Source organism: Paenibacillus sp. sgz302191, assembly GCF_057749925.1.
The window spans coordinates 101,589-128,213 of sequence record NZ_JBYLHY010000014.1 but is presented as its reverse complement, the minus strand read 5'-3'; the positions used below and the strand labels follow the sequence as shown (position 1 = coordinate 128,213).

The 26,625-nt window shown below is 54.7% G+C and carries 23 protein-coding genes; 16 read left to right on the top strand and 7 right to left on the bottom strand.

The annotated features are described in order from the left end of the window. The first annotated feature begins 200 nt into the window (after nt 1-200). From AC3G2T_RS20950 to AC3G2T_RS20915, 8 genes are all read left to right on the top strand, one after another. The gene (locus AC3G2T_RS20950) at nt 201-1,571 is read left to right on the top strand and encodes an ABC transporter substrate-binding protein (RefSeq protein WP_474681071.1); all 1,371 of its coding nucleotides are present in this window, start codon (nt 201-203) and stop codon (nt 1,569-1,571) included. Nucleotides 1,572-1,687: 116 nt separating this feature from the next. Beyond that, the gene (locus tag AC3G2T_RS20945) at nt 1,688-2,554 is read left to right on the top strand and encodes a carbohydrate ABC transporter permease (RefSeq protein WP_488436806.1); all 867 of its coding nucleotides are present in this window, start codon (nt 1,688-1,690) and stop codon (nt 2,552-2,554) included. 170 nt (nt 2,555-2,724) lie between these two features. Beyond that, nucleotides 2,725-3,504, top strand: a complete 780-nt coding sequence (locus AC3G2T_RS20940) for a carbohydrate ABC transporter permease (RefSeq protein WP_488436805.1) — start codon at nt 2,725-2,727, stop codon at nt 3,502-3,504. Nucleotides 3,505-3,544: 40 nt separating this feature from the next. Beyond that, nucleotides 3,545-4,069 carry a GNAT family N-acetyltransferase gene (locus AC3G2T_RS20935; RefSeq protein ID WP_488436756.1) on the top strand — a complete coding sequence of 175 codons (525 nt, stop codon included), beginning with the start codon at nt 3,545-3,547 and terminating at the stop codon, nt 4,067-4,069. A 10-nt stretch (nt 4,070-4,079) separates the two neighbouring features. Continuing rightward, entirely contained in the window at nt 4,080-4,913 is an 834-nt protein-coding gene (locus AC3G2T_RS20930) for a helix-turn-helix domain-containing protein (protein ID WP_488436755.1), read from the top strand. A gap of 165 nt (nt 4,914-5,078) precedes the next feature. Then, entirely contained in the window at nt 5,079-5,894 is an 816-nt protein-coding gene (locus AC3G2T_RS20925; protein WP_488436754.1) for a hypothetical protein, read from the top strand. Between the two features lie 911 nt (nt 5,895-6,805). Next, nucleotides 6,806-8,290: an alpha-N-arabinofuranosidase gene (locus AC3G2T_RS20920; protein ID WP_488436753.1), complete on the top strand. Its 1,485-nt coding sequence runs from the start codon at nt 6,806-6,808 to the stop codon at nt 8,288-8,290. A gap of 3 nt (nt 8,291-8,293) precedes the next feature. Beyond that, on the top strand, nt 8,294-8,578 hold the full coding sequence (locus tag AC3G2T_RS20915; RefSeq protein WP_474681066.1) for a DUF6171 family protein: 285 nt from the start codon (nt 8,294-8,296) through the stop codon (nt 8,576-8,578). Nucleotides 8,579-8,722: 144 nt separating this feature from the next. On the opposite strand, the gene AC3G2T_RS20910 is transcribed toward AC3G2T_RS20915, so the two are convergent. The 6 genes from AC3G2T_RS20910 to AC3G2T_RS20885 form a co-directional block, all read right to left on the bottom strand. Then, entirely contained in the window at nt 8,723-8,947 is a 225-nt protein-coding gene (locus AC3G2T_RS20910; RefSeq protein ID WP_474681065.1) for a spore germination protein, read from the bottom strand. 133 nt (nt 8,948-9,080) lie between these two features. Continuing rightward, nucleotides 9,081-10,223, bottom strand: a complete 1,143-nt coding sequence (locus AC3G2T_RS20905; protein WP_488436752.1) for an ABC transporter substrate-binding protein — start codon at nt 10,221-10,223, stop codon at nt 9,081-9,083. A gap of 50 nt (nt 10,224-10,273) precedes the next feature. Further along, complete coding sequence (locus AC3G2T_RS20900; RefSeq protein WP_488436751.1) at nt 10,274-11,158, bottom strand: ABC transporter permease; 885 nt, start codon at nt 11,156-11,158, stop codon at nt 10,274-10,276. Continuing rightward, nucleotides 11,158-11,901: an ABC transporter ATP-binding protein gene (locus AC3G2T_RS20895; protein ID WP_488436750.1), complete on the bottom strand. Its 744-nt coding sequence runs from the start codon at nt 11,899-11,901 to the stop codon at nt 11,158-11,160. Before AC3G2T_RS20895 ends, AC3G2T_RS20900 begins: the two co-directional genes overlap by 1 nt. 110 nt (nt 11,902-12,011) lie before the next feature. After that, nucleotides 12,012-12,701, bottom strand: coding sequence for a GntR family transcriptional regulator (locus tag AC3G2T_RS20890; protein ID WP_488436749.1), 690 nt, complete (start codon nt 12,699-12,701; stop codon nt 12,012-12,014). A 289-nt stretch (nt 12,702-12,990) separates the two neighbouring features. Beyond that, nucleotides 12,991-13,311: an ArsR/SmtB family transcription factor gene (locus AC3G2T_RS20885; protein ID WP_474681060.1), complete on the bottom strand. Its 321-nt coding sequence runs from the start codon at nt 13,309-13,311 to the stop codon at nt 12,991-12,993. Between the two features lie 146 nt (nt 13,312-13,457). Here AC3G2T_RS20885 and AC3G2T_RS20880 point away from each other — a divergent pair, with 146 nt between their 5' ends. From AC3G2T_RS20880 to AC3G2T_RS20855, 6 genes are all read left to right on the top strand, one after another. Beyond that, complete coding sequence (locus tag AC3G2T_RS20880; protein WP_488436748.1) at nt 13,458-14,846, top strand: MFS transporter; 1,389 nt, start codon at nt 13,458-13,460, stop codon at nt 14,844-14,846. Between the two features lie 415 nt (nt 14,847-15,261). Next, nucleotides 15,262-18,072 (top strand): golvesin C-terminal-like domain-containing protein, encoded by a 2,811-nt coding sequence (locus AC3G2T_RS20875; protein WP_488436747.1) that lies wholly within the window; start codon nt 15,262-15,264, stop codon nt 18,070-18,072. Between the two features lie 53 nt (nt 18,073-18,125). Next, nucleotides 18,126-18,797: a sulfite oxidase-like oxidoreductase gene (locus tag AC3G2T_RS20870; RefSeq protein ID WP_488436746.1), complete on the top strand. Its 672-nt coding sequence runs from the start codon at nt 18,126-18,128 to the stop codon at nt 18,795-18,797. 106 nt (nt 18,798-18,903) lie between these two features. Continuing rightward, nucleotides 18,904-20,238 carry an MFS transporter gene (locus tag AC3G2T_RS20865; protein ID WP_488436745.1) on the top strand — a complete coding sequence of 445 codons (1,335 nt, stop codon included), beginning with the start codon at nt 18,904-18,906 and terminating at the stop codon, nt 20,236-20,238. Nucleotides 20,239-20,284: 46 nt separating this feature from the next. Then, nucleotides 20,285-21,220 (top strand): glutaminase A, encoded by a 936-nt coding sequence (glsA, locus tag AC3G2T_RS20860; protein WP_488436744.1) that lies wholly within the window; start codon nt 20,285-20,287, stop codon nt 21,218-21,220. An 18-nt stretch (nt 21,221-21,238) separates the two neighbouring features. Continuing rightward, nucleotides 21,239-21,808 carry a 5' nucleotidase, NT5C type gene (locus tag AC3G2T_RS20855; protein ID WP_488436743.1) on the top strand — a complete coding sequence of 190 codons (570 nt, stop codon included), beginning with the start codon at nt 21,239-21,241 and terminating at the stop codon, nt 21,806-21,808. 708 nt (nt 21,809-22,516) lie between these two features. Here the strand turns inward: AC3G2T_RS20855 and AC3G2T_RS20850 are convergent. Beyond that, entirely contained in the window at nt 22,517-22,921 is a 405-nt protein-coding gene (locus AC3G2T_RS20850) for a hypothetical protein (RefSeq protein ID WP_488436742.1), read from the bottom strand. 180 nt (nt 22,922-23,101) lie between these two features. On the opposite strand from AC3G2T_RS20850, the gene AC3G2T_RS20845 reads away from it, so the two are divergent. Together AC3G2T_RS20845 and AC3G2T_RS20840 are read left to right on the top strand one after the other, a co-directional pair. Further along, on the top strand, nt 23,102-24,829 hold the full coding sequence (locus tag AC3G2T_RS20845) for a sensor histidine kinase (protein ID WP_488436741.1): 1,728 nt from the start codon (nt 23,102-23,104) through the stop codon (nt 24,827-24,829). Nucleotides 24,830-24,855: 26 nt separating this feature from the next. Then, nucleotides 24,856-26,466 carry a response regulator transcription factor gene (locus AC3G2T_RS20840; protein ID WP_488436740.1) on the top strand — a complete coding sequence of 537 codons (1,611 nt, stop codon included), beginning with the start codon at nt 24,856-24,858 and terminating at the stop codon, nt 26,464-26,466. Nucleotides 26,467-26,625 lie beyond the last annotated feature (159 nt).

Here is a 26,625-nt window from a genome sequence, read left to right as displayed (position 1 = left end):
ATAAATCGGCGCGGTTGCCGAACCCTATTTTACGCCCCCTCTACAAATTCGCAACATACTGCCCCCGGCGTGCCGACTCCTTTGAAATAGATAAACAAACGGTCAAGCTCTGTCATGTCCAATCGTTCTCTCCGCTTTTATACTGAAAGTGAAAGGTGAGCCATTCTTAATCGGATAACGAAAAAGGAGAGAAATGATCCATGCAAAAGCACTTGAAATGGCTGCTGCTGCCATCTGTCGGTTTGACTCTGCTGGCGGGCTGCGGACAGTCGGCAGGCACGACGGCAAGCACGGCGTCAAGCAAATCCGAGCCCACGCCATCGGCGGCGGCGACCGCAGAGGCAAGCGCTAAGGCGAAGAACGATCCTGTTGAATTGACCTTTTATTATCCTGTCAATGTGGGCGGTCCGGTCATGAAAGTGATCGACGGAATGACCAACAAGTTCATGGAAACTCACCCGAATATCAAGGTGAAGCCGGTCTATACCGGCAACTACGGAGACAATACGATCAAAATCCAGTCCGGCATCCAGGCCAAGCAGCCTCCTGATGTAGCCGTGATGATGTCGACGGAGCTTTACAGCATGCTGGACTCCAATGCGATCATCCCGCTGGACGATTTCATCGCCAAAGACCCCGATATCCATATGAGCGATTTTTACCCGGCGTTTGTCGAAGATACCCAGACAGGGGGCAAAACGTACAGCATTCCGTTCCAGCGGAGCACGATCGTTTTGTACTATAACAAGGAAATGTTCAAGCAAGCCGGACTCGATCCCGAGCAACCGCCGAAAACATGGGACGATCTGATCGAATACGCGAAAAAGCTGAAAAGGGACGGACATGCGGGTCTGGAAATTCCGGGAAATGACGATTCCTATTGGATGCTGCAAATGTTCGCGTTCCAAAACCATACCGATCCGAAGCAAAACCTGATGTCCCAGGACGGCAAAAAAGTGATGTTCGACACGCCGGAAAATCAGGAGGCGCTGCAATTCTGGGTGGATCTGTCCCGCAAACACAAGGTGATGTCCGAAGGAATCATCGATTGGGCGACGGTGCCGACCGACTTCATCCAAGGAAAAACGGCGATGATGATCCATACGAGCGGCAATTTGACCAATGTGAAAAATAATGCCAAATTTGAATTCGGCGTCGCTTTCCCGCCGATGAAAAAGCAGTACGGTTCGCCGACCGGCGGCGGCAACATGTACATTTTCAAAGATACCGATGCCAAAAAGCAGGCCGCAGCCTGGGAATTCGTCAAGTTCATGACGCAATCGGAGCAAGCAGCGCAGTTTAGCGTAGGAACAGGTTATGTGGGCGTGCGCAAATCCGCTTTCGAAACCGATCTGATGAAAAAGTACGCAGCCGGCTTCCCGCAGGCGCTTGTCGCCCGCGATCAGCTGCAATATGCGCATGCGGAACTGTCCACGCACAATCACGGTAAAGTGTCGACGGCGCTGACGAACCAGATTCAGGCTGCCTTGTCGGGAACGATCGATCCGGCGGGTGCGCTGAAGAAAGCCCAGGAAGAAGCGGAACGCGCACTTGCGCCATTCAATAAATAATCGCCACAGCTCGGCGAAACATGCGGCCCATCGATAGCGCGACACACTCGCTCTTCCGATGGGCGCTGCAATATGAAAGGAGATTGTCCCAAGTGAACGCAATTTGGAGCGAGAGGATGAGACGCAACGGATTGGGCTGGAGCTTGCTGCTTCCTTCTCTGCTGTTTCTCGGCTTGTTCACCTATTATCCGATCGGCAAAACCGTGTGGCTCAGCCTGTTTCAAAAAGATTTGGCGACGCCGACGCCGCTCTTTAACGGGTTAGGCAATTACGCCGCCCTGCTCAAAGATCCCGTCTTTCTGAAAGTGTTCGTCAATAACTTGTGGTTCGCGCTCGGAACGGTGCCGACCTCGATGGCGCTCGCCTTTGCGATGGCGTTATTCGCCGACAAGGCGGTCATGGGGCGGAGCCTCGTTCGCGTCGCCTACTTTTATCCCAACATGATCCCGATGATTGCCGCAGCGAACATTTGGTTGTTCCTTTACACGCCCCGGTTCGGTTTGCTGGCGCAGCTCGCCTCGTGGGTCAGCCGCAAGGAAGTCAGCTTGCTCGGTCAGCCGGACACAGTCATGGGGGCGATGATCGTCATGATGATATGGAAAGAAGCCGGCTATTTCATGATTTTTTATTTGGCGGCTTTGCAGCAAATTCCTAAAGATTTGTACGAGTCCGCTTCCGTGGACGGCATCGGCTTCTGGAGCGTGCTGCGGCGCATTACGATTCCGCTCACGATGCCGACTACGCTGTTCGTGGCTGTCGTGGCCGTTACGAATGCGTTCAAGCTTGTCGACCATTTGTGGATTATGACCAAAGGCGGGCCGGACAATGCAAGCAGCCTGCTCCTGTACTACATCTACGATACGGCGTTCAGCTTTTACGATCAGGGGATGGGGGCGGCGATGACGGTCGTGCTGGTCGTTCTGCTGCTGATCGTATCTTCGCTGCAGTTTTTCGGCTGGGACCGCAAAATCCATTACGATTAAAACGCTCTGCGAAGCGGGTTTCGCCTAGCAGAAAGAGGAGGGATTGCATGGAATGGCAGATCGGGCTGGGGTTTGAACGCGAGCGGAGCAAACGGCATCAACCTTTCATCGAACGGTCCTTGTTGGAACGGAAACGGGGTTTGGCGGCTCGGGTGGTATGGCATATATGCATGCTGGCCCTTGGCATCCTGTGGCTGATTCCTTTCGCCTGGGTAGTCTGGACCGCTTTTCGCCCCAAAAGCGCCGCCCTGGGCTTTCACCCGTCATGGGACTGGACGCTCGACAATTTTGTGAAAGTATGGCACGAAGCTCCGTTCGGGCAATATTATTTGAACACGATACTAATTACCGGCGGGATCTTGTGCGTGCAGCTGTTTACGCTGACAATGGCCGCATATGCCTTTGCCAGAGTCCGTTTCGGCGGCCGGGACCCGCTGCTGATGCTGTTTCTCGTGCAGATCATGATACCGCCGGATGTGCTTATTTTTTCCAACTATCACGTGCTTAGCGAGCTGGGGCTGCTGGATACGAAGCTGGGCATCATGCTGCCTTATTTTGCTTCCGCGTTCGGCGTGTTTTTGCTGAGACAGTCCTTCAAGCAGGTTCCTTATGAGCTGGAGGAGGCGGCCCGGGTGGAAGGAATCTCCGTGATGCGCCTGCTGTGGAACATTTATGTGCCGTTATCGCGGCCTGTCTACGTTTCGTTCGCCCTTGTTTCCGCCAGCTACCATTGGAACAATTTCCTGTGGCCGCTCATCGTGACCAACACGCCGGCCAATCGGCCGCTTACCGTCGGCCTGGCGATGTTCGCCAAAGCTACGGAATCCGGCGGCCAGTGGACGGAGGTTTGTGCGGCTACGCTGCTCGTGGCGGCCCCTCTTTTTATCGGATTCGTGGTTTTTCAGCGGCAGTTTATAAGCAGTTTCATGCACTCGGGAATAAAAGGCTAGAAGTACGTCTTCCCAAGTAGAGAAGGAGGGCAGCGGAACGATGGATCAGCCTTTATCCAAACTATTTATGTACAAAAGCAGTCTGGACGACCTTCCGGAGCTGGAGCTTCCGGCGGGTTTCAGCCTGCGCCATTTTGCGCCGGGCGAAGAAGAGGTCTGGGAGCGCCTCATTGAGGCCTCGTTCGGGACGAAGATCACGTTCCACGAAAAAATCGGCCGGTTCCCGCATTTTCGCCCCGAGAAGGTGCTGTTTGTGTGCAGCGGCTCCGCGCCGGCAGCTACGGCGACAGCGTTTCAAAATGAGATGACCGATGAACACACCGGCTATCTGCATATGGTCGGAGCTTTGCCCGAGTATGCGGGCAGGGGCCTTGGTTACGGAGCGACCCTTGCGGCGCTGCATCGAATGAAAAGCGAAGGCCGCACGAGCGCGCTTCTGAAAACGGACGATTTCCGGCTTCCCGCGATCAAAGTGTACTGGAAGCTCGGTTTTCGCCCCAAATTCATGGACGACAGTCAATATGAGAGATGGGACCGCATTCAAACAGCGATTCAGTTGAAATAAGGTGATAGATATGAAAACGCCTTTTATTTCCAGCGGAATGCCGGGCTGGGACAAGGTGCGGCTCTCCTACTGGGAGAACGCTCCACTGCTGGGGATGAACGATGAGGAAATCGAGGACAAGCAGGCCGTTTCCATATACTGCTGCTCCTGCGATGTATCCGGACGCGCCGATATTCATATTGTTCCTGCGGGTCATTGCTATCGGTTCGTACAGCACAGCGGCTCTTTGCTGGTGATCGAAATCGCGCATGCTCTTGTGGATGAAATTGCCTACGAATCCGGGTTCGGATTGACCGGGAGCGTTGAAATCAGGCATAAGGTTCAGCTCCAGGATGAGAAGCTGTGGCAGCTTGGCCGTTGGATGCTGGAGGAAGTGAAGAACGAAGGAACGAACGGCCCTGCCTACCGGGATGCTTTGGCCAAAATGACCGTGCTTCATTTGCTCCAAAATTACGCGAGCCATACCCGTTCAGCCCCTGCTCCCAGCCGTTCGGCCCAACGGCAAATTTCCGATGTGATCCAATATATGCGCGAAAATCTGGATTCCGATATTCCGCTCTCGCAGTTGGCATCCGTAGCCCATATCAGCTTGCCGCATTTGATCCGCCTTTTTAAAAAACAGACGGGCTATACGCCGCATCAATATTTTATCCGCATGCGCGTGGAACGTTCCAAAGCGTTGATCCGGCACGGAAGAGAGAGCTTGAAAGCGATTGCCAGCCGGACGGGATTTGCCGATCAGGGGCATTTTACGAGAATTTTCAAACGGTTGACCGGAATTACCCCCCTGCAGTATGCAGGCGAAGTCGTTTCCAAGCAAAACGGAGAACGAGTCGGTTCATAAAATCCATACAAAACAAGAAAATTTTGTTCAACGAACGACGCGTTTTGTTCAATAGCAAATTTCCGAAAAGCTTTACGATGAAGATAAGCGCAAAGGGGTGCCGGCCGATCCGCGTTAGGCCGATGCCGGAGCCCTTCGCAGCCCATTCAAATTCGGGAGGAATGAATGATGAAAATGATCAAGAAAATTTCCACGCTGACGGCCGGGTTTATGCTGGCCGCATCCCTCGTCGGCGCAGCTTCGGCAGCGGCATGGCATCAGGTCAGCAGCCAGTCCTATTGGTTGCTCGACGCATTCGAGCGGGGACAAGGCGTCACTTCCGACGGAAGCAGCTGGATTTTCAACTCCAATTACGGCTTGCTGCGCACCGCTCTTGACGGCAAAACGGTTCAAGCCAGAAATGTGCTGGCGATCCCGAGCGACATTTCTGCAGAAGGCGGAAACCACATCGGCGACATCAGTTACTACAACGGTAAAATATACGCCCCCATCGAGGACAGCAGCAGCTACCAGCACCCGTACATCGCACTTTTTGACGCACAAACGCTTCAGTACACCGGCACAAAATACGCGCTTCCGTTGAACCTGCATCCGGGCGGTGTTCCTTGGGTAGCGGTCGATGCCGGGCGCGGCCAAGTGTACACGGCCCAATGGAGCAACGCCCCTGTGCTCAATGTATTCAGCCTTGCGGATATGAGCCTGGTCAAAACCGTTCCGCTCAGCCAAACGCTGGACCGCATCCAGGGAGCGGAAGTGTACAACGGGCTGCTGTACGCTTCAACCGACAACGGCGCCGCGAAGTCTGTCTATACGATCGACCCCGACAGCGGCAAAGTCGAGCTTGCTTTCGACCGCAACCTGGGCAGCAACACCGAAGCGCAAGGCATAGCCGTACTCCCGACATCAGGCGGCGCTGTGCTGCACATCCTGGATGTAGGCTCCTCCCGCGTGGACGTGAACTTCCGCCACTACGCACCATAATTGCGGCAGGCCGCAATGAACGAACGCCTCCAAAACCGGGAGGCGTTTTTGTTTTGGCCGCCGCCCGCGGGCTGGGGCGGGCGGGTTGGGTGAGGCCAGGCGGGCTAGGCGTGCCGGGAGGGTTGGGTGAGACCGGACGGGCTAGGCGTGCCGGGAGGGTTGGGCGAGACCGGACGGGCAAGGGGGGCCGTTGGGTTGGGCGAGGCCGGACGGGCAAGGAGGGCCGTTGGGTTGGGCGAGGCCGTGAGGGCTAGGCAAGACCGGACGTGCTAGGCGATTCCGGGCGGCTAGGCGAGGTTGGGCGAGGCCCTGGCGGGCTAGGCGTGCCATGGGGGCTGGGCGGGGCCGTGAGGGTTGGGCGAGACCGGACGGATTAGGTGAGGCAGTGAGGGTTAGGCAAGACCGTGAGTGCTGGCCGAGACCGGACTCGGGTTGGGTGAGGCCAGGCGGGCCAGGCAGGGAAAAGCCTGCGAAAGTGCAGGCTGTTGAGATGCCCGACGCCCAGCGCAGATAGCCCATATGCCTATCTGCGCAAAGAAAGCCTGCAAAAGTGCAGGCTTTTTTGCAGGAATCGGCCCGTTTGGAGGAAAATCCTGCAAAAGTGCAGGAATTCCTTTCGAAGTAGAGGCTGAGCGCGTGAATTCGCTGAAAAACCTGCAGATTTGCAGGAATTTTGCTCGGCAAGCGCATCTTGGCGCAAAAGGATGTACTTTTGCAGGTTTTTTCCGTGCAGCCCGCCAGATGCGTCGGCTCCGGCGGGCCGCGAGACGCTATTAGGGTACTCCGGTACCTGAGGTGGGCGGAACAAACAATCGTTGACAATAGTCTCCGGCAAAGTATATAGTTAATATATATATTTTATAATTAATATTTTTATTAATCATTATTTTGCGGAGAGGATGAAGCAAGCTATGGCTAACCGGTTGACGATTCATACGGATGTGGTTACAGGAACGATTAACAAAAACATCTACGGTCATTTTGCCGAGCATCTCGGGCGCTGTATTTACGAAGGCATCTGGGTGGGAGAGGATTCGCCGATCCCGAATACGCAAGGAATTCGCAACGACGTTTTGGAAGCGCTGCAAAAGCTGCAAGTTCCCGTGCTCCGCTGGCCCGGGGGCTGTTTCGCGGACGAATACCATTGGCGCGACGGCATCGGCCCGCGCGAGACGCGCAAAAGAATGGTGAACACCCATTGGGGCGGGGTCGTCGAAAACAATCACTTCGGCACGCACGAATTTATGCTGCTGTGCGAGCTGATCGGCTGCGAGCCGTATATTAACGGCAACGTCGGCAGCGGCTCCGTGCAGGAAATGCAGGAGTGGGTCGAATACATCACGTTCGACGGCGAGTCGCCGATGGCCAATTTGCGGCGGGAGAACGGCCGGGAAAAGCCGTGGAAGCTGCAGTATTTCGGCGTTGGCAATGAGAACTGGGGCTGCGGCGGCAATATGCGCCCGGAATATTACGCGGACGAATATCGCCGCTACCAGACTTATGTCCGCAACTTCGGCGGAAACGAAGTGTTCAAAATCGCTTGCGGACCGAACTCCGGCGACTACCACTGGACCGAGGTGCTGATGAGGGAAGCGTCGCGGCATATGCGCGGATTAACGCTTCATTACTACACGGTGCCGGGCCCTACTTGGCAGGACAAAGGCTCGTCCACCGATTTCAACGAGCAGGAGTGGTTCAGAACGCTTCAGAAAACGCTCGTCATGGATGAATTGATTACGAAGCATTCGCAAATTATGGACCGCTACGATCCGGAGAAAAAAGTCGATCTGATCGTCGATGAGTGGGGGACGTGGCACGATACCGAACCGGGAACGAATCCGGGCTTCCTGTACCAGCAAAATACGATGCGCGACGCGCTGGTCGCCGGCATTAATTTAAACTTGTTCCACAAGCATAGCGACCGGGTGCGCATGGCGAATATCGCCCAAACCGTCAACGTGCTGCAGGCGATGGTGCTGACGGAAGGCAAGCAAATGCTGCTGACGCCTACATATCATGTTTTTGAAATGTACAAGGTGCATCAGGATGCGGAAGCGTTGGACATTCATCTGGCCAGCGATTCTTACGAGCTGGACGGAGAAATGATTCCGCAAATCAGCGCCTCGGCTACCCGGGACAAAGACGGGCGGATCCACATCAGCCTGTGCAATTTGCACCACAACGAGACGGCGGCGATTGAAACGCGGTTGGAAGGACTGCCGGCAAACCGCAAAGTTGCGGGACGCATTCTGGCCTCGTCCGAAATGAACGCGCATAATACGTTCGAACGCCCGGACTACGTTCAACCGGCTGCATTCGAGGGCGCCAGCTTGAAGGACGGGACGCTAAGCGTAAGCTTGCCGCCGATGTCCGTCGTTGTGCTGACGCTGGCATAGCGCATGGAAGCGGGAAATGTCAAAACCGGCAAGCCGTGCAGAGGGTGCATGGCACAGCCGGACGACGGGTATGCCGCGGCAGAAGTATCCAAGCTGCTGGCCAGGCTTGAGGGAAAAGTCCCCTTCGCGACTGCGGACGTATACGACAGGCGGCTTGCCGCCTGCTCGTCCTGCGCTTCCTTGCTGGGGAACCACACGTGCAGGCACTGCGGCTGCTTTGTCGCCGTCCGGGCGCGGATGAAAGACGCCCACTGCCCCGAACCGCTTGGCACGCGCTGGGCGGAGTAAGGGGAGGCTGCTATCGCGTTTTGCAGCAATGTATCGCCGCCACCGTACTGCCGCGCTATGCAGAAATGCCAAAAGACGCCTCATCCCGCTTGCTGCGCGGTTCGGGGGCGTCTTTTTGCAATTCCCGGGCAGAGGGGGAGTCAACTACACAATCGTACTTGTGCCATCGAACAGATCGGGATCGCTCGTATTCGTGACGCTGTTCGGATTGTTCGTAATCGTGCCGAAGCTGTCCCCCGGTGAAAACGAGTTGGCTCCCGCATGCATCTTGTTGCTGCTTGACAGCACGATAAAACCGGTGTCTCCGATTTGCACACTGGAACTGTTTGAAACGTTATTGATTTTGATGCTTCCGACAATGGAATTCACCCGGCGCTCCCCCTCCAGCTATGCGTGCATCCAATAAACCATCGTATGTAAATGTTTGCCCAAATGTCACTGCCAATATTGCGCGTCCATACCAAGAGCCGAGACAAGTGCGTCCCGGCCCATGATATGTGCTTTATTTAAATTCAGCTTTGATCAGGTTTGGGTCTACGGCTTTCAGCAAGCTAAGATCATGATAAGTATCGGCTTTAGGTATGGTTTTGATATTGCCTACGCTCTTGAGGTACTCGCCTACGGCTGCGCCGTTGCTGCCATTCACATAGGTATCGTCCACAACCATGGCGTACACGTTCCGATCCATAATTTGCGTAAGCTCTTCAACGCTCAGGTGCAGCTCAGGCGCAAGAATTTTAATGGCCTCTTTGCGATTCATGTTGATGTAGTCGGTCGCTTTTTTCAAAGCAACGAGAATGGCTTTAATCGTGTTCGGATTTTTCTTTGCATATTCATCCGAAACCTGTATGGTTGTATGTACGCTCATCCAGTCGACGCTGCCTTTTTTGTCAGGAAGCTCGCTCTGGGTACCGCTGAAAAGAAACTTGCCTCCGCCTTGAATCGCTTTGGTGATGAACGGCTCCCAACAGGCCATGGCATCGATATCGCCTTTTTGCAGTGCGACGACGGCATCGCTTGGCGCGAGGTTGACATATTTGATTTTGCTGACATCGACGCCAAGCTCTTTGCCCATATTGTCAATCGCGATCTTCACATCGGCGCCGTTCGGAATGCCGATTGTTTTGCCTTCCAGATCTTTGGAGCTTTTCAGATCCAGCTTTTTCGAGCCGACAACCGCTTGCGTACCGGCGATTTGCGCCAGCGGGGCGACAATTTTGACAGGAACGTTCGAGGATTTAAGGATGATATCCATGAAATTCGTTTGAATGCTGACAGGCGCGCTGCCACCGGCAACCATCGGTCCGATATCCGGTCCGCTTTCGATTAATTGGCTCGTAACGTTCAGTCCAGATTCCTTGAAATAACCCAGCTTATCCGCAATAATTTGCTGGGAGGAGATTTGCGCATCGCGCACGCCGACTAACGTAACGTCTTTCGTCTCCGGGATTATGGCTGCCGCCGGAGTCGCCGCCGTTGCAGCTGCAGTTGCTGCCGGCAGTGCTGATGACGCCGGAGTCGCCGCCGCAGTCGCTTCCGGGGCCGGGGTGCCCGTTGCCGCTTCTTTGGTACCGCATGCTGCCAGAACTACAGCCGCTGTTGCGATTAAAGCTAAAATTTGAACACATTTTCCTTTGTTTTTCATTGTTTTCCCTCCGCCTATCGTCTCTTTTTTAAATTGCCGCCTGATTGATGCTATTTCTCAACCGCATCGCGCATGCCTCCCTTGCGCCAAGCCAAGACCCTCCTTTCCAGCAGTTTCACCAGATAGGAAAACAAGCTGTATGCGAGACCGATCAAAATAATCGCGACAAACATATTGGAAATTTTAAAATAATTTCTGGCATCGACGATAATGTAACCTAATCCGGATTTGGCGCCCATCATTTCGGAAACGATCAAGGCCGAGAACGATAATCCCAGGCTGACGCGGGCGCCGACGATAAAATTGGGAATAGCCGAAGGAATCATGACGCGCGTGAAAATTTGCCTTTCGGATGCGCCCAGGCTGAGGGCTGAACGAATCAAAGTCGAGGGAACCGATTTAAATCCGTCGACGGTGTAGACAAGCACGGGAACAAATGTAGTCCACGCAATAAGCAACATTTTAGGGAACTCGCCAATGCCGAACCAGATGATAAACAGCGGAAGCAAGGCTAAAGCCGGAATTGGGCTTACGAGATTGAGTATGGGGGACATCCATCGTTCCACGGCCCGGAATTTGCTCATGAGGACGCCGACGGCTACGGCCAACAGGCAGCCTGCGGCAAAGCCGACGGCGATCCGGATCGAGCTGGAGATCAGACTTTGCGCAATAAGCCCCGTTTTGGCCAACAACCAGGCGTCGGACAGCACAAGAGAGGGAGGGGGCAGGAAAAGCGGATTAAACCAGGCAAACGTTTCGTTCACTCGGGCAAAAGCTTCCCAGACGGCGAAAAAGGTCAAGAACGGCAGCGCATTCCACTTTTCCAAATAACCGTTCCGGGCGGCTTTGCGTTTTTTGGGCGACGCCGTCTTTTTGGCTATGGCCTTGAACTGCTCGCCGCTGTCCGCGACTGCCGATGTAGTGGTATCGTTCATCAAACGGCCTCCTCCGCATCGTCTTCCATCAGAATCCGTTCGATTCTGTGCATCGCTTCGCGAAATCCGGGGGATTCGAACGTCCTTGGATGCTCGATTCGGACCGGGAACGTATCGGTAATTTCGCCGTCCTTCATCACGACGATCCTGTCGGCCAAATAGACGGCTTCGCTGATGCTATGCGTGACGAAAAGAATCGTCGGCTTCAGCTTTGCGCAAATCCTTCGCAGTTCTCTGCGCATCATATCCCGGGTCAAAATGTCGAGTGCGCCGAACGGCTCATCCATCAGCAAAATTTCAGGCGAGCTTGCCAGCGCTCTCGCAATGCCGACACGCTGTTTCATCCCTCCGGAAAGCTCGGCAGGATAATGGTTGGCGTACTTCTCAAGCCCCACCAGAGTTAGAAACTCCAGGCCGATTTCCCGGGCTTTGGCCTTGCCGGCTCCTTGCACCTCAGGACCGAACGAAATATTTTCGAGCACCGTGTACCAGGGAAATAAAGCGTGGTCCTGAAACACCATCCCGCGAGACTTCGACGGCCCCTGAATGCGTTCCCCGTCGACCATGATCGTTCCCTCGTCCGGGAGCAAGTACCCGGCTACCATATTGAGGAGCGTCGATTTGCCGCAGCCGCTGTGCCCCAAGATGCAAATAAATTCATGGGCATACACGGTCAGGTCGATATTTTTCAAAACGATGCGATCTTCGTACCTTTTACCTGCTTGCTGTACCGTCAGTTTCATTCCTTCACCTCTCTATGCGCATTGTGTCTGCTGCGTTGTATGCGATTTAGGCCGTATTTCCAATACGAGATTGTATACAACCGTGAGCAAAAAAATGTGGTTCTCCCCGGTCACTTTTTGGCTGCCAGATGCTCCCTGGACTTGAAAATTTCAGCTAACGTATTGGCCGGCGCGCCTTTCTCTTCAAAATCGAGATAGGACTCGATGTCCTTCAGGTGTTCAATGATGAGCCGCCCGGCGAGTTCCTCGTTTCCCGATTTCATCGCTTGCAGGATCTGCTCATGATCGCGGCAGTACACATTTTTCCTCATGCCATAAAAAGCAATAATGACATACGTGAGAGAGATGAGTTCTTCCAAGTATCGAAAATAGTAGTAATTGCGGGCCAGCTCGCCGATTCGCAGGTGAAAGTCGCCGGCGATCCGCAGCGCCCCAAGCGGGTCGCCCTGCCGGTGTGCTTCATGCTCTTCTTTCAGCAGCTTCCCAAGCTGTTGAAATTGCGCTTCCGTCAGCGTTCTGCAAACTTTCTTAATGGCTGCAGCCTCAAGCACTCTGCGCATTTCGAATACTTCTTTAGCTTCGTGGATCGAAGGGCATGAGACGAACGTTCCTTTGTAAGGGATGACCGTCACCAGTTTCTCGCTTGCCAAACGCCGCAGCACATTGCGTACCGGCGTTCGGCTGACTCCGAACGATTCAGCCAAAACCTCTTCGACGAGCTGCATATTAGGGCGAAGCTTTTGCTTGAAGATGGCGTCCTTGATTGCCTTATACATGTCTGCTTCAATCGCTTGTAACATGAGAACATGTTCTCCTAGTCATTATTTGTTGGCCGTTCACCGTGATGGTAATATAAAATAACTTTTAAGGTCAATATAATTGACATAAAATTCACTCGTTTTAGCGCAGACAACAAGAAATCACTTAAAATTTTGTTGAAAAATATAAATGAAAGCCATGAAATTCACTTGAATCTCTTTTTCATGTCTAATAAAATGACATAAAAACGCCCCCAAAACCGTTAGGCGATGGAGGCGTTTACGTATAGGAGCGATTCAGTGTCAGAACGGGGGGAGGGCAGCCCCGTTATTAGTTGCTTGGCCGAGATAATGCGGCCGACCGCAGTACAGCGTCCATGATGCCGGGAAAGCGCTCATCGAGATCTTCCGCGCGCAAGGTGAGCATATGCTGCGTCCCCTGGACGCGGACGTTTAACACGCCTGCTTCCCTCAGCGTACGGATATGATGAGTCAGTGTCGATTTGGCCACGGGATAATGAAAACTGCTGCACATCTGTTCGCCGGAGCGGGCGATATTGCACACGATCTCAAGACGGATCGGGTCGCTTAACGCAGCAAGCACGGAAGTCAGGTGGATATCGTCCCGGTTCGGATGGTATAAAATTTTCATCGCTGCTCCCCCCCCTTGTGTAGAAAATGTTAATATAGAAAACATAATTGCATTATAACATACCCCATGTTATATTTTAATAGTTCGATGATTATAGTACAATAGTATCTTTTTTGGATATTATTGTTTATTTTTAAGGAGGTTTTATGACTACCAAATCCATTCCTGTTCTCGCCGGCGCTGAAGGCAGCAGCGTAGTTTTCAGGGAAAAGCTGATCATTCCGCTGCTCGGTTTCGTCCTCATTCTGGTCATTATGAACACGATGATGTTCAATTTGGCTTTGCCGAAAGTAGCCCAGGAATTTCATTTATCCTCGACATCCGCATCATGGATCGTGACCGGCTATTCCATCCTGTTCGCGATCGCTTCGATCACCTACAGCAGGCTGTCGGATTTTATTCCGATACGCCAACTGCTCACGATCGGGCTGCTCTGTATGGGAGGAGCGTCGATTATCGGTTTTTTCAGCCATAATTTTGCCCTGCTGCTGAGCGCCCGCTTGATTCAAGCCTCCGGAGCAGGCTCGGTGATGAGTCTGGCGATCGTCCTGATCACCCGTTTCGTTCCTTTGTCGCGTAGAGGCAAGGCGATGTCGCTGATCACATCCGCAGCTTCGCTCGGCCTGGGGCTGGGACCGGTCGCGGGCGGCGCGATTACCCAATATTTGGGCTGGAACGACTTGTTCATCGTTACGGGTCTCTCGCTTTTTCTCATTCCGGTATTGTACCGCCTCCTGCCGCAGGAAGAAACGGTGCACGGCTCGTTCGACTGGCTGGGCGCGGCGCTGATCGGCATCGGCTCGACGGGGCTGCTGCTGTTTATGACGAACCGGTTCGTCATCGCACTCATCGTCGGCGTCGTTGCCCTGGTGCTGCTCTGGATTCGCATTCACCGCGCCGCCAACCCGTTCGTTCAGCCGAAGCTGTTCGCGAACAAACCGTACCTGCTGCTCGGCTCGATGGGCGTCGTTTCCTACATCAACAACTTCGCGGCGCTGTTTTTGCTTCCGCAAGTGCTGGCCCACCTCTACGGATTAACGCCCGGACAATCGGGGCTGATTCTTTTCCCGGGAGCGCTGGTGTCAATGCTCGCTTCGAACAGCATCGGCAAAATGATCGACCGTTTCGGCAACGCCGTTCTGCTGCGCTACGCGCCTTGGCCGATTTTTGCGTCAGGCGTTTTGTTCGCCTTGTTCGCGTCGCATTCGTTTTATATCATTATGCTCGTGTACGTGCTTTTGATCGTAGGATTTTCCACGCTCAACGCGAGCGTCTCCAACGAAATGTCCCGCGTCCTTCCGGCGGAGCATATCGGCGCAGGCATGGGGCTGTTCCAACTGCTGCAATTTTTCAGCGGAGCGTTCAGTGTCGCCGTCAGCGGGACGGTCATGACCGCGCAGCAAAAAATGCCGCTGCCGCAAGTGTACGCCGAAATTTTCTGGGGAATGGCGGCGGTCGGGATGCTGGCGATCGTCTGCTCGTTGGCGTACCGCGCGCTCAAAAATCGCCGGGCGTCCGCCGCTTTGAACGTATAAAAGCTTTGCCCGAACAGAGAGCTGCCGATTCGAGTCCGCGATTGCCGCGGCGCGGGTCAGGCAGCTTTTTGGCATTGCATGCTGCACCGATTGCACGATCCGTGAATATAATATAGCGAAAAATGACAGCGCTTACATCGATGGTGTGCGAATGAACAGTTCGCCCTTCCGGTCCCATTGATCGAAAGGGCTTCATTTTACCACATAAGAATGTTTAAGTTCTTTACAGCGCTAAAGCGCAAAGAACAGCTTTCTTATTGGCGAATAAACCTGCCTCTGAACGCGGCCCTCACATCTTCGAAAAGACCTCGATAGAGGTTTATCTCATTGTTTCGGCACAAGGAGGTGGAGTTCGACTCATGCCCGATAGTTTTTAACTAGTTTGCAAGTTCGAATCGTCATAGGAGGCTTCACGATGAAAAAACGATGGATGTTGTTCGGGCTGTCGGTGATGCTGTTTGTCGGCATCGCTTTTTTGGCGCATGGAGCCGGCAAAGCTCATGCGGCCGCGCAGCAAGAGTTTTATGTTTCCCCGGAGGGCAGCGACACGGCAGGGGACGGCACGTTGGCTTCGCCGTTTGCCAGCATGGACAGAGCCCGGCTTGCCGTGCGCTCCTATTTGGCCGGCCACACGCTGACGGGCGATGTGGTCGTATATTTCAGAGGCGGCACTTACCGGCAAACCGCCACCGTCGTATTTGACGCGGCCGATTCGGGCAAGGACGGCTTTGACGTCGTTTACCGGAATATGCCGGACGAAAAACCGGTCTTTAGCGGGGGAGAGGCGATAAAAAACTGGGTTCCGGAAAATGTAAACGTTTACAAAACAAACGTGTACAATTCCGTTTACGGATCGGTCTACAGCTCCGCATACAGTTCCGTATATAGCTCCGTGTACGGCTCCGTCTATGATCCTATTGATTTTAGACAAATCTATGTAGACGAATCGAAAGGGATAAGAGCTAGAAATCCGAACGAAGGGTCTTATTTTACGATGACGGGTACGGCGGAAAAAGATTGCCGGGAAACGGACGGCTTCAATATTCCGAATTATACGCTCCGTGGGGCGGCCGATAGTTCCGATAAAATAGAAGTGTCGATCCTGCTCGATTGGATGCACAAAAGGCTGCGGATTCATCAGACCGATCCCGTGCCCGGCAACGACAATGCAGCACGGGCCGTGATCAACGGAATCGAGTGGAACGCCGCAACCAACCCGGCGCTGCCGCAGGCGAAAAGAAATTATTGCAACAAGCCGTATTGGCTTGAGAATGCCAAGGAGTTTCTGGACAGTCCCGGCGAGTGGTACTTTAACCGGGATACCGGCGATTTATACTACTGGCCGAGGGCCGGGGAAAACATGAATACGGCGGAAGTGATCGTTCCGAAGGTGGAAACGCTCATTTTGCTCAAAGGCGATTTCACCGCACCCGTAACCGATCTTGTGTTTCAGGGGTTGGAGTTCCGGCATACGAACTGGACGCGTCCGAATCGGGCCGGCTTTGTCGATATTCAGGCCAATTCGCTCATTCCGGCCTCACCGGATGCGAGCAGGGATACGCAGTACAGGCACAATCTCCGGAAGGACCGGATTCCCGGAGCCATCACGGCGCTGACTTCCGACCGGATTCAGATTATCGGCAACCGGTTTGCCAATCTGGGAGGCACCGGGATTTTGTTCGACATGGGCGGCAACGATAATGTGATCAAAGGGAACGCGTTCACGGACTTGTCCGCCGGAGCGGTCGAGATTGGCAACGATGCCATCAGACCGAACGATACCGCCAATTTGAGCGATTCAAGAATGTGGCCGAGACGGAATACGGTAAGCAACAACTACATTGCGCGAATCGGTACGGACTATTTCGGCTCTGTCGGCATACTCGGCTATTATAACGACAGCTTGCTGGTGGAGCACAACGAAATCGAGGATATTCCTTACACCGGAATCAGCGTAGGGTGGGGCTGGTCGGATTGCGCCCAGGAGTCGAAAAATAACAAAATTCAATACAATCTTATAAGCAACTTTATGAAACGCATGATCGACGGGGGCGGCATTTATACGCTCTGCTCACAGCCGAGCTCCAGCATCGCGAACAATTACGTGCGAAACCAGCTCAATCAGTATGCGGCGATATATTTGGATGAAAACACCCGATATTACACGGTCAACAGCAACGTGATTTCGCTCGTGCCTGAATGGCTTTTCATCCAGCAGTTTTCCAATCCGGCGACGAACAATGCCGCACAGTGGAATTTTACGGACAGCAGCTATTCCAGAAATGACCCGACAGTGAACACGGTCAGCGATAACGCCATCGTCACGAGCGGCAACTGGTCGGCGCAAGCCCAGGCGATCATGAACAATGCCGGTCTTGAGCCCGCCTACAAATATTTGAAAGGGCCGCAAAATACCGGACCGGTGATCGTGGATAACGCCGATAGCGGCTTTAACGTCATATCCGGGACATGGACATTAAGCTCGGGACTGCCTTACAAGTACGGAGCCGATTACAGATACGCCATCAGCAGCGCTTCGGCATCGGCCAAGGTCAGATGGTCGCCGAACTTGACCGAATCCGGCAGCTATGACGTGTTTGTATGGTATCCCGGCCATTCAAGCCGCTGCACGAACTGCAAATTCAAAGTCAATTACTACGGAGGCAGCCAGGAAGTGCAAATAAATGAAACGGTCAACGGGGGCGGGTGGGTCCGCCTCGGAAATTTCCCTTTTCTTGCGGGAGCGACGGGCAACGTGGAATTGACGAATCAAGCGAACGGATCGTTCGTGGACGCCGATGCGGTCAAATTCATGAAGCAGGAAATCATCGTCGATAACGCCGACCCGGGATTTGCCGCCGTCTCGGGCGTCTGGTACACGGCGAGCGGCATGGCTGACAAATACGGCGCGGATTACCGCTACGCGGTCAGTGTTGCGACGGCAACAGCCAAGGCAAGATGGACGCCGAATATAACGCTTCCGGGCGACTACAAGGTGTCCGTATGGTATCCGGCCCACAGCAACCGTTGCACAAACTGCTCATATACGGTAAATTACAATAGCGGCAGTCAAACGGTTGCCGTCAATCAGGCGGCGAACGGGGGCCGGTGGACTCCGCTCGGAACGTTCGCTTTCAGCGCAGGCACCGGCGGAAATGTAGAGCTCACCAATAAAGCCGACGGTTCTTATGTCGGGGCCGATGCCGTTAAATTTGAAAAGCAATAGTCACTTTCCCCGGTAAGCGGGGATTTTTTGCGCGGAAAGAAAGGATGAAAAAAATGAGTTCACAAAGCAAAGCAGACCGCATCAAAAAAATGAAAGTTCCCGTCGTTGACGCCGCGCTTGCGCACCGGGTACCGCCCGGACAGGTCGTCACGGAACGGTTCCCGATTTTGCATGAAGGCGAGGTGCCGGACTACGAGCTGGCGGATTGGTCGTTGCGCGTATTCGGCGAAGTCGCAGAGGAAAAACGGCTCCGCTACGATGAGCTGCTGGCGCTTCCGCAAACGCAGGTCGTCTGCGACATTCACTGCGTCACCCGCTGGTCCAAGCTGGATACGGTGTGGGAAGGGGTGCTTTTCCGCGATTTCATGCGCTTGCTGGATATTAGGCCCGAGGGGCGCTATGTCATGCTGCATGCCGATAACGATTACGAGACGAATGTCCCGCTTGACGACTTGATGGGCGATCAAATTTTGCTTGCGCACACCTATGAAGGCGAACCGCTTACACCCAAGCACGGTTGGCCGCTGCGGCTGATCGTGCCGCATCTTTATTTTTGGAAAAGCCCCAAGTGGATTCGCGGGATTGAATTTATGAAGGAGGATCGGGAAGGCTTCTGGGAGCGGAACGGCTTTCACAATATCGCCGACCCGTTTGCGGAACAGCGGTTTTCCGGCGAGCCGATACCGATTCCGGAAGACGAATGGCACAAAAAGGAGTACGATTGACCCCCGCCGCCGCGGCTGTGCGTGAAGAGATGTATTTGTCAAACCGGGCGCAAAGTATAATAATAGAACTGACACACCGATTCGGATATAGATAGGATGAGAGCAGATGAACGACAAAATCGTTATGCCGGTATGGACATTCGGCCTGTTCATCGTTGTGATGAATACGACGATGTTCAACGTTTCGCTGCCGAGTATTATTCGCGATCTGGGCATTTCGGAGGATCTCGGGTCATGGGTGATCTCCAGCTACTCCATCGGGTATGCGCTGTCGACCGTCATCTACAGCAGGCTTACGGATGCGATACCGCTGCGCAAATTGCTCGCGGTGGGACTAACCGTGCTCGGATTATCGTCGGTGATCGGGATTTTTGCGGCGAATTACCACGTGCTGCTGGCGGCGCGCATTTTGCAGTCCGCGGGAGCCGGCGTCATGGCGGGGCTCGGGCTGGTGCTGGCCAGCCGCTACATCCCGTACGAAAGACGCGGCAAAGCGATCGCGATGATCTCGGCGGGAAGCGCGATGGCGTTCGGACTCGGGCCGATCGTCGGCGGCCTGATCAGCGAGTACTTCGGATGGAACGGCCTGTTCGCCGTCACCTGCCTCATCCTCGCGGTGCTTCCGGTGCTGCTGCGCCTGCTGCCGAAAGAAGCGCCGAAGGAGCTGCGCTTCGACTTCCTCGGTGCGGCGTTGACCGTAGTCAACGCCGCGACGCTGCTGACGGCCGTTACGCAGCGCTCATGGGTCTGGCTCGGGGCCAGCTTGTTGTCGCTGGCCGCACACGGCTGGCACCTTCGCCGGGCGAAGGCATCGTTCATCAACGCCGCGCTGCTTAAGAAACCTGCGTATTTGAAGCTGTCTGCGGTCGGCTTCTGCATCCTGGTGCTCAACCTCGGCAATCTGTTCCTCATGCCGCTCGCGCTCGCCAACCTGTTCGGCAAGTCGGCGCTGACGATCGGCCTGCTGATTGCGCCCGGGGCGATTTTGTCGGCTTTTTTGACCCGCTTTGTCGGCCACTGGATCGACCGGTACGGCAATCAGCTGTTTTTGCTGCTCGGACACGGCATTTTGGCCGCCGTGCTGCTTTTTTTCGCCGCCGATCTGGCTGCCTCTCCGGCTGTCGTTCTATGCGGCTATCTGTGCTTCTCGCCGGCTTTTTCGGCAACGATCGCTTCGCTCAACAACGAAACGTCGCGCATATTGCCGCAGCAAATGATCGGCTCCGGCATGGGTCTGATGCAGCTGATCCAATTTTTCGGGGGCTCTTTTTCCGTGGCGGTCTGCGGCCTTCTGCTGGCGGTTCAAACCGGGGTAACGGTAAGTACGGCTTACAGGCACGTATATTTGATTTTATTTTTTGTCAGCATTTGCTCTCTGGCCGTGTTATTATGGTACAGGCGCTCTTCGATGAAGGAAGGGCGTTATGAGCCTGCATCATAGGCCGTGCAGCATAAGGATTGGACCGTGTCGAAAGGACGGATAAGTGATGGATGAGTTGAACTTGATCAAAGCTTTTTTGCCCGAAGCCGTAAAAAGGAGCCGTGCCCGTTCCGCGGAAGGTTCGGCGGCGGCTTACATCCCTGAGCTTGCGAAGGCGCCGGAGGATGCGCTCGGCATTTGCATTTTGGACCGGACGGGGCAGTCTGTCTCGGAGGGTGATGCGGAGCTTGCGTTCACTCTGCAAAGCATTTCCAAGGTGTTTACGCTCATTTTGGCGCTGATGGATTGCGGTGAGGAGGAAGTGTTCGCCAAGGTGGGCAAAGAGCCGACCGGCGACGATTTCAATTCGATGCTCAAGCTGGAGCTTGTGGAGCCGGGCATTCCGTTCAATCCGCTGATCAACGCCGGGGCGATTGCGATTTCTTCGCTGATCAAGGGAAGCGATCCGGAGGAAAAATCGGCACGCATTTTGCAATTTTTCCGCCGGTTGACGCAAAACCCTGACATCGATGTGAACCGCGAGGTGTACCGCTCGGAAGCCGCCTCGGCGCACCGGAACCGGTCCTTGGCGTATTTTCTCAAAGACAATGGCGTGCTGGACGGCGACGTCGAGGAAGTGCTGGACGTCTACTTCCGCCATTGCTCGATTGAAGCGACGTGCAGGGACGTTGCGCAGATGGCGCTTCTGCTCGCCTGCGGCGGGACGGACCCGGCGACAGGCCGCGAAGTCATTCCGCGGCGCTACGTGCAGATTGCCAAAACGTTCATGATCACATGCGGCATGTACAACGCCTCGGGCGAATTTGCGATCGGCGTCGGTCTTCCGGCCAAGAGCGGCGTGTCGGGAGGCATCCTGACGTTGGTGCCGGGCCGCTACGGCATCGGGGTTGTCGGGCCCGCGCTGAACGGCAAAGGCAACAGCGTGGCCGGGGTGCATTTGCTCGAGACGCTCTCGCAGCGGTTTGACTGGAGCATGTTTTAAAGAAACGGGGGTGCGCGTATGAAACTGGGATTCGACATCGATGACACGCTGATTAACTTGAGAGAACACGCCTTTCATATATACAACCGGAAGCTCGGCCGAAATGTCGGATTGGACGTTTTTAACGCTTTGCCTACGCTGGCGATCCATGACGCATTCGGATTAACGCTGGAGGAAGGCCGGCAAATGTGGTCGAGCTCCCGCGACGAAATTTATTATACCGATTGCCCGCCATTTCCGCATGCTGTCGAGGTGCTGCAGGAGCTGGACGCCCAGGGCCACGAAGTGTACTACATCACGGCAAGACCCGCGGAGCACTGCGAGCGGACGAAGGCGTGGCTCGTTCGAAACCGTTTTCCCGTCGGTGAAGGCCGCTTTTTTTGCGGTATGAACGATACGGAAAAAGTGCACATAATCCACGAATTGGGCTTGGATTATTATTTTGACGACAAGCCTGCCGTGCTTGACACTTTGGCGGATTCGACCGCGCGCGTGTATGCCAAAGATAACCCGTACAACAAGCATTTGGACATACCGCGGATCGTATCCTGGCATGAGCTGCGGGAAATCGTTAAGCAATCCTCGTGAAGCCGAGCCTGATCGCGCCCGACCCGCCTCCCGCTCAAACCCGCCGCGGTTTGCGCGGGAGGTTTTTTGGGGTGCGGCCTCCGGGAGGCCGGGATGGCGGCAGCTGAGGGGGTGGCGGCCGAGGGCGGCCGAGGGGGCGGGAGCCCGAGGGTCCTGGGGGCCGGTACCTTAGGGGAGCACCCCGAGGATCTGGGGTCCGGGAGCCCGCGGGTCTGGGGTCCGAGAGCCCGCGGGTCTGGGGTCCGAGAGCCAGTAGCCCGGGAACCGGGCGGTTTTCGTGGATTTCCTGCTCCCAGTGAAGCAGCTACTTCAGCACCAGCGGGCGGATTTCGTGGGGTTTCTCATCTGCGCCAGCAGCAGCCTGGGAGGCCGGTAGCCCAGTAGCCCGGGCTCGGGAACCGAGAACCCGGGAAACCGGGAGCCGGCGACTGGTAGCCGACCGCAAGAGCAAAAAACCTGCGAAAGTGCAGGCTTTTGGAGCCGAATCGGCCAGTTTTGGTGAAAAGCCTGCAAAAGTGCAGGAATTCCCTCTCATAATGAGCCAAAGCTCAGGAATGAGCGAAAAAGCCTGCAGATTTGCAGGAATTTTCTGCTACAGGCGTGCCAACGAGCAAAAAGATGTACTTTTGCAGGTTTTCTTGGCACGGTCAAGTGGCTGAGCTGCCGGTAGCGGCAAAACTATTCAACAAACTCGCTTTTGCAGATATTCTACCCCGGCGAAGAAGCTGCGCCAGACCAGTGGCCGAGCAATCGCGTGTCTCCGCCTGGCGAAGTGGCTGCGCCGGCGCAAGCGGCCGAGCAATCGCGGGCTTCCGTCCGGCGAAGTGGCTGCGCCGGCGCAAGCGGCCGAGCATTCGCGGGCTTCCGCCCGGCGAAGTGGCTGCGCCGGCGCAAGCGGCCGAGCAATCGCGTGTCTCCGTCCGGCGAAGTGGTTGCGCTGGCGCAAGCGGCCGAGCAATCGCGGGCTTCCGTCCGGCGAAGTGGCTCCGCCAGCCCTGGCGGGTGCCCCGGGTCCTTCTCCGGGGCATGTCCGCCGCCGTGCGTCGGCACACGCGCCCGCCCGCAGCCCCGGGTCCATCTCCGGGGCATGCCCGCCGCTATGCGTCGGCACACGCGCCCGCCCGCCGCCCCGGGCCCTTCTCCGGGGCATGCCCGCCGCCGTGCGTCGGCACACGCGCCTGGGATTTGCGCACGCCGGGAAGCCGGGTTTTTTCATGAATTTGAGCAGAGACAGCGCTTGCATGAAAATGATACTATAGAGAGACAAATCACCGATGAAAGAGCTGATCTGCGATGAAAGCTTTCAGACCTTTTTTCAATTCGCTGCGTTTTAAGCTGCTTGGCGTTATTTTTATTATCGTCCCGCTTGTCGTTGTTTTGATTGTGCTGAACATTTATTCGGTCCGCGTTGTCCGCAGTGAAGTGGCTCAATCGAACAAAAATACGCTCAGCCTGTATGTCGGGCAAACCGACCAAAATTTGCAGCAAGTGGACAATTATTTATACAATTTGTCTCAGTTGAATACGGATCTGCTCGATCTCGAAGTTTCGTCGTCCGCTTATGAAAACGATTACCTGAAAGCCAAGCTGCGCTTGTACAACTCGATTTCCAACGAAATCAGCTATTATAAATCGATCGACCTGTTTTTCATCTATTCCGAGGTCAATCAGGAGCTGATCTGGAATCAAAACTTCGGATCGAGCTACCAGGGGCGCGCGGACGTCAAGTCGGCGATTTTGCAGATGCTTCAGGGAGATACGTCGCAGTATGACAATACGCGCTGGTACTATTGGCGGTCCGGCCAGGCGTATTACTTATTTCATCTGATTAAAACGGGCAACGTTTACGTCGGGGCGTGGGTGAACGCGGAGAAATTGCTATCGCCGTTGAGCATGATCGATTTCGGCAAATCCGGGGCGGTGCTGCTCGCGACGAATGGGCTTGAGCCGATGAATCACGCCGATCTGGTCAGGGAAAAAAACATCTTATTGAAACCGAATGCGAACCAGCCTTACTATTTATCGGGCGACAAAAATCAATATTTGGTCATGAGCCAGCCTTCCTCGTTAGGCGATTTTTCCATGGTTGCCTTAATTCCCGACGAGGTCATTTTGGAGAAGCTTCCTTTCGTGCAGCGCATCGCTTCGGTCATTTCCGTGGTGGCGAGCTGCTTCCTGGTTGGTTTTCTGTTTTTTATGCGAAAAGTGTTTCTGCTGCCGATCAACCGCATCGTCGTCGCCATGAGAAAGCTGCGGGACGGCAATCTGGAATGGAGGCTGCAGCGGGAGGCGACCTCTACCGAGTTTGAAATGATGTACGATACGTTCAATCGGATGACGGAGGAAATTCAGGATTTGAAAATTCACGTGTACGAAGAAAAGCTGAATGCCCAGCGGGAAGAGCTGAAACATTTGCAGCTGCAAATCAATCCGCATTTTTTTCTGAATTCGCTGAACATTATTTACAATCTGGCCACAGTGAAAGATTACGCCCTGATTCAGGAGATGAGCAAATGCCTGGTCGCCTATTTCCGCTTTATGTTCCGCAGCGGCTCCAATTACGTGTCGCTCAGGGATGAGTTGAAGCATACGGAAAACTATTTGCGCATTCAGCAGCTCAGGTTCCCGGACAATTTGTCCTACGGGATAGAAGCCGAGGATGAGCTGCTGGCTTATGGCATTCCGCCGCTGGTCATCCAGACGATCGTCGAGAACTGCATCAAGCACGGAATGACGCTGGATGAGCCGATTTTTATCCGCATCAGCGTGGACAAGCCTGCCGATCAATCGGTCCCCTGCCTGCAAATCCGCATTCAGGATTCAGGGCAGGGCTTTCCGGCGGACATGCTGCATACCTTGCGGACCAGCGAAGAACTGCTTGACGCGGAAGGCGGGCAGATCGGCCTGTGGAACGTGAAGCGGCGGCTGCGGCTTCTGTATCGGGCGCAGGCGCAGATTGATTTTGCCAACAGGCAGCCGCAGGGCGCTCAAGTGGAGCTGAGAATTCCGATAACTTCCTGAATTGAACATCGAGAGGAGTGGCAAGCGTGTATCATGCCCTTATTGTCGACGACGAAGCGCATGCCGTCAGAGGTCTTCAGGCCGGCGTAAAATGGGACAAGCTGAACATTTCGGCCGTGCATAGGGCGTTCAATATTCGCCAGGCGAAGGAAATTTTCGAGGAGCAGCCTATTCATATTTTGCTTTGCGATATCGAAATGCCGCAGGGCACGGGGCTTGAGCTGCTCGGCTGGGTTCGGCGGCATTTTCCGAACACGGAGACGGTATTTTTGACGTGCCATGCGGATTTTTCCTATGCCAAGCAGGCGCTCCAGTTGAACAGCTTCGACTATTTGCTCAAGCCGGTCGACTACTCAGAACTGGAAGATGTGATCGGCAGGGCGCTGGATAAGGTGGAAAAGGAGGAGGAGCTGCGCGCTTTTGAAGCTACCTACAAGCATTACCTTCAGCTGTGGGAAGCCCATCAGCCGCTGCTGATGGAGCGCTTCTGGCACGATTTGATCGGCCAGACGATCCCTTCGACGCCGGAAAAAATCCGCGAGCATTTGGCGAAGCAAAACATCGCGCTTCCGGTCGATCAGCGGTTTTTGCCCATCTACATTCATGTTCAGCGCTGGCACAAGCCGCTTACGCAGCGGGAGCAGCGGATTATGGAATATGCCCTGAGAAACGTCGCCGAGGAGCAAATTTTGCGGCATGCCCGCAATTCCATGGTCATTTCCATGCAGGACGGATCTTTGCTGGCGGTTATTCCGGACGATACGGAAGCTTCGCCCGCTTATATCGTGCCGGAATGCGACCGCTTCATCGAGGCGTGCAATAAGTACTTTTACTGCGATCTGTGCTGCTACATCGGCGAACGGACGGCGCCGCCCGAGATGGTCGCGATGTTCGGCACGCTGAAAAAGCTGGACGCCGACAATGTGACGCTCGTCAATCAAACGCTCGTTCTCCGCAAACAGAACAAAACCGCCGGCCAGCCGCAGACGCCTCAGATGGACGAATGGGCTGAGCTGATGAAGCAGGGGGCGCGGGAGAAGCTGCTGGACGAAGTGAAGCTGTGTCTCGGTTCGTTAAGCCGGAACGCGAGCGGGATCGACGCCGGCTGGTTGCACGCTTTTTACCAGGATTTTATGCAGATGGTGTTCTTCGTTCTGCAGTTGAAAGGGCTGCCTGCGCATAAAGTGTTCGCCGGCAGCCTGCTGACGGAAAAGCCGGAACGGGTCGTCCGTTCGCTGACCGCGCTGCAGGAGTGGGTACCTTATGTGATCGAGGTCGCGATGAATCACATTCAGTCGACTCACGAAAATTTGTCCGTCGTCGAGAAGGTCAAGCAGTTCATTGCTGAGCATATCGGCCAGCAGACGCTCAGCCGCGAGGATATTGCCAGCGCCGTGTTCCTGAACCCGGATTACTTGACGCGGGTGTTCAAGAAAGAGACGGGGCTTGCGATCTCGGAATATTTGCAGCAGCAGCGCATCGTTCTGGCCCAAAAATGGCTCGCGGCCGGCGACCGTCCGGTCAGCGACATCGCGCTGACGGCGGGATATTCCAATCTTTCGTATTTTTCGACGATTTTCAAGAAAGCTACAGGCATGACTCCGGCTGATTACCGCAAGCAAATCCGGAATCATTAAGCGCTTTCAAACGCAGCCGTACAAGGCATCCCTTACATGCGCGCAGGGGATGTCTTTTTTTGCTGAAAAGTCGGAATAATGAAAGTAAAAGGTCGTTTTATTGGTGAGCGGCTGCCTATCCAATCTTCTACAATAGGACCATACAGAGAAGAAAGAGAG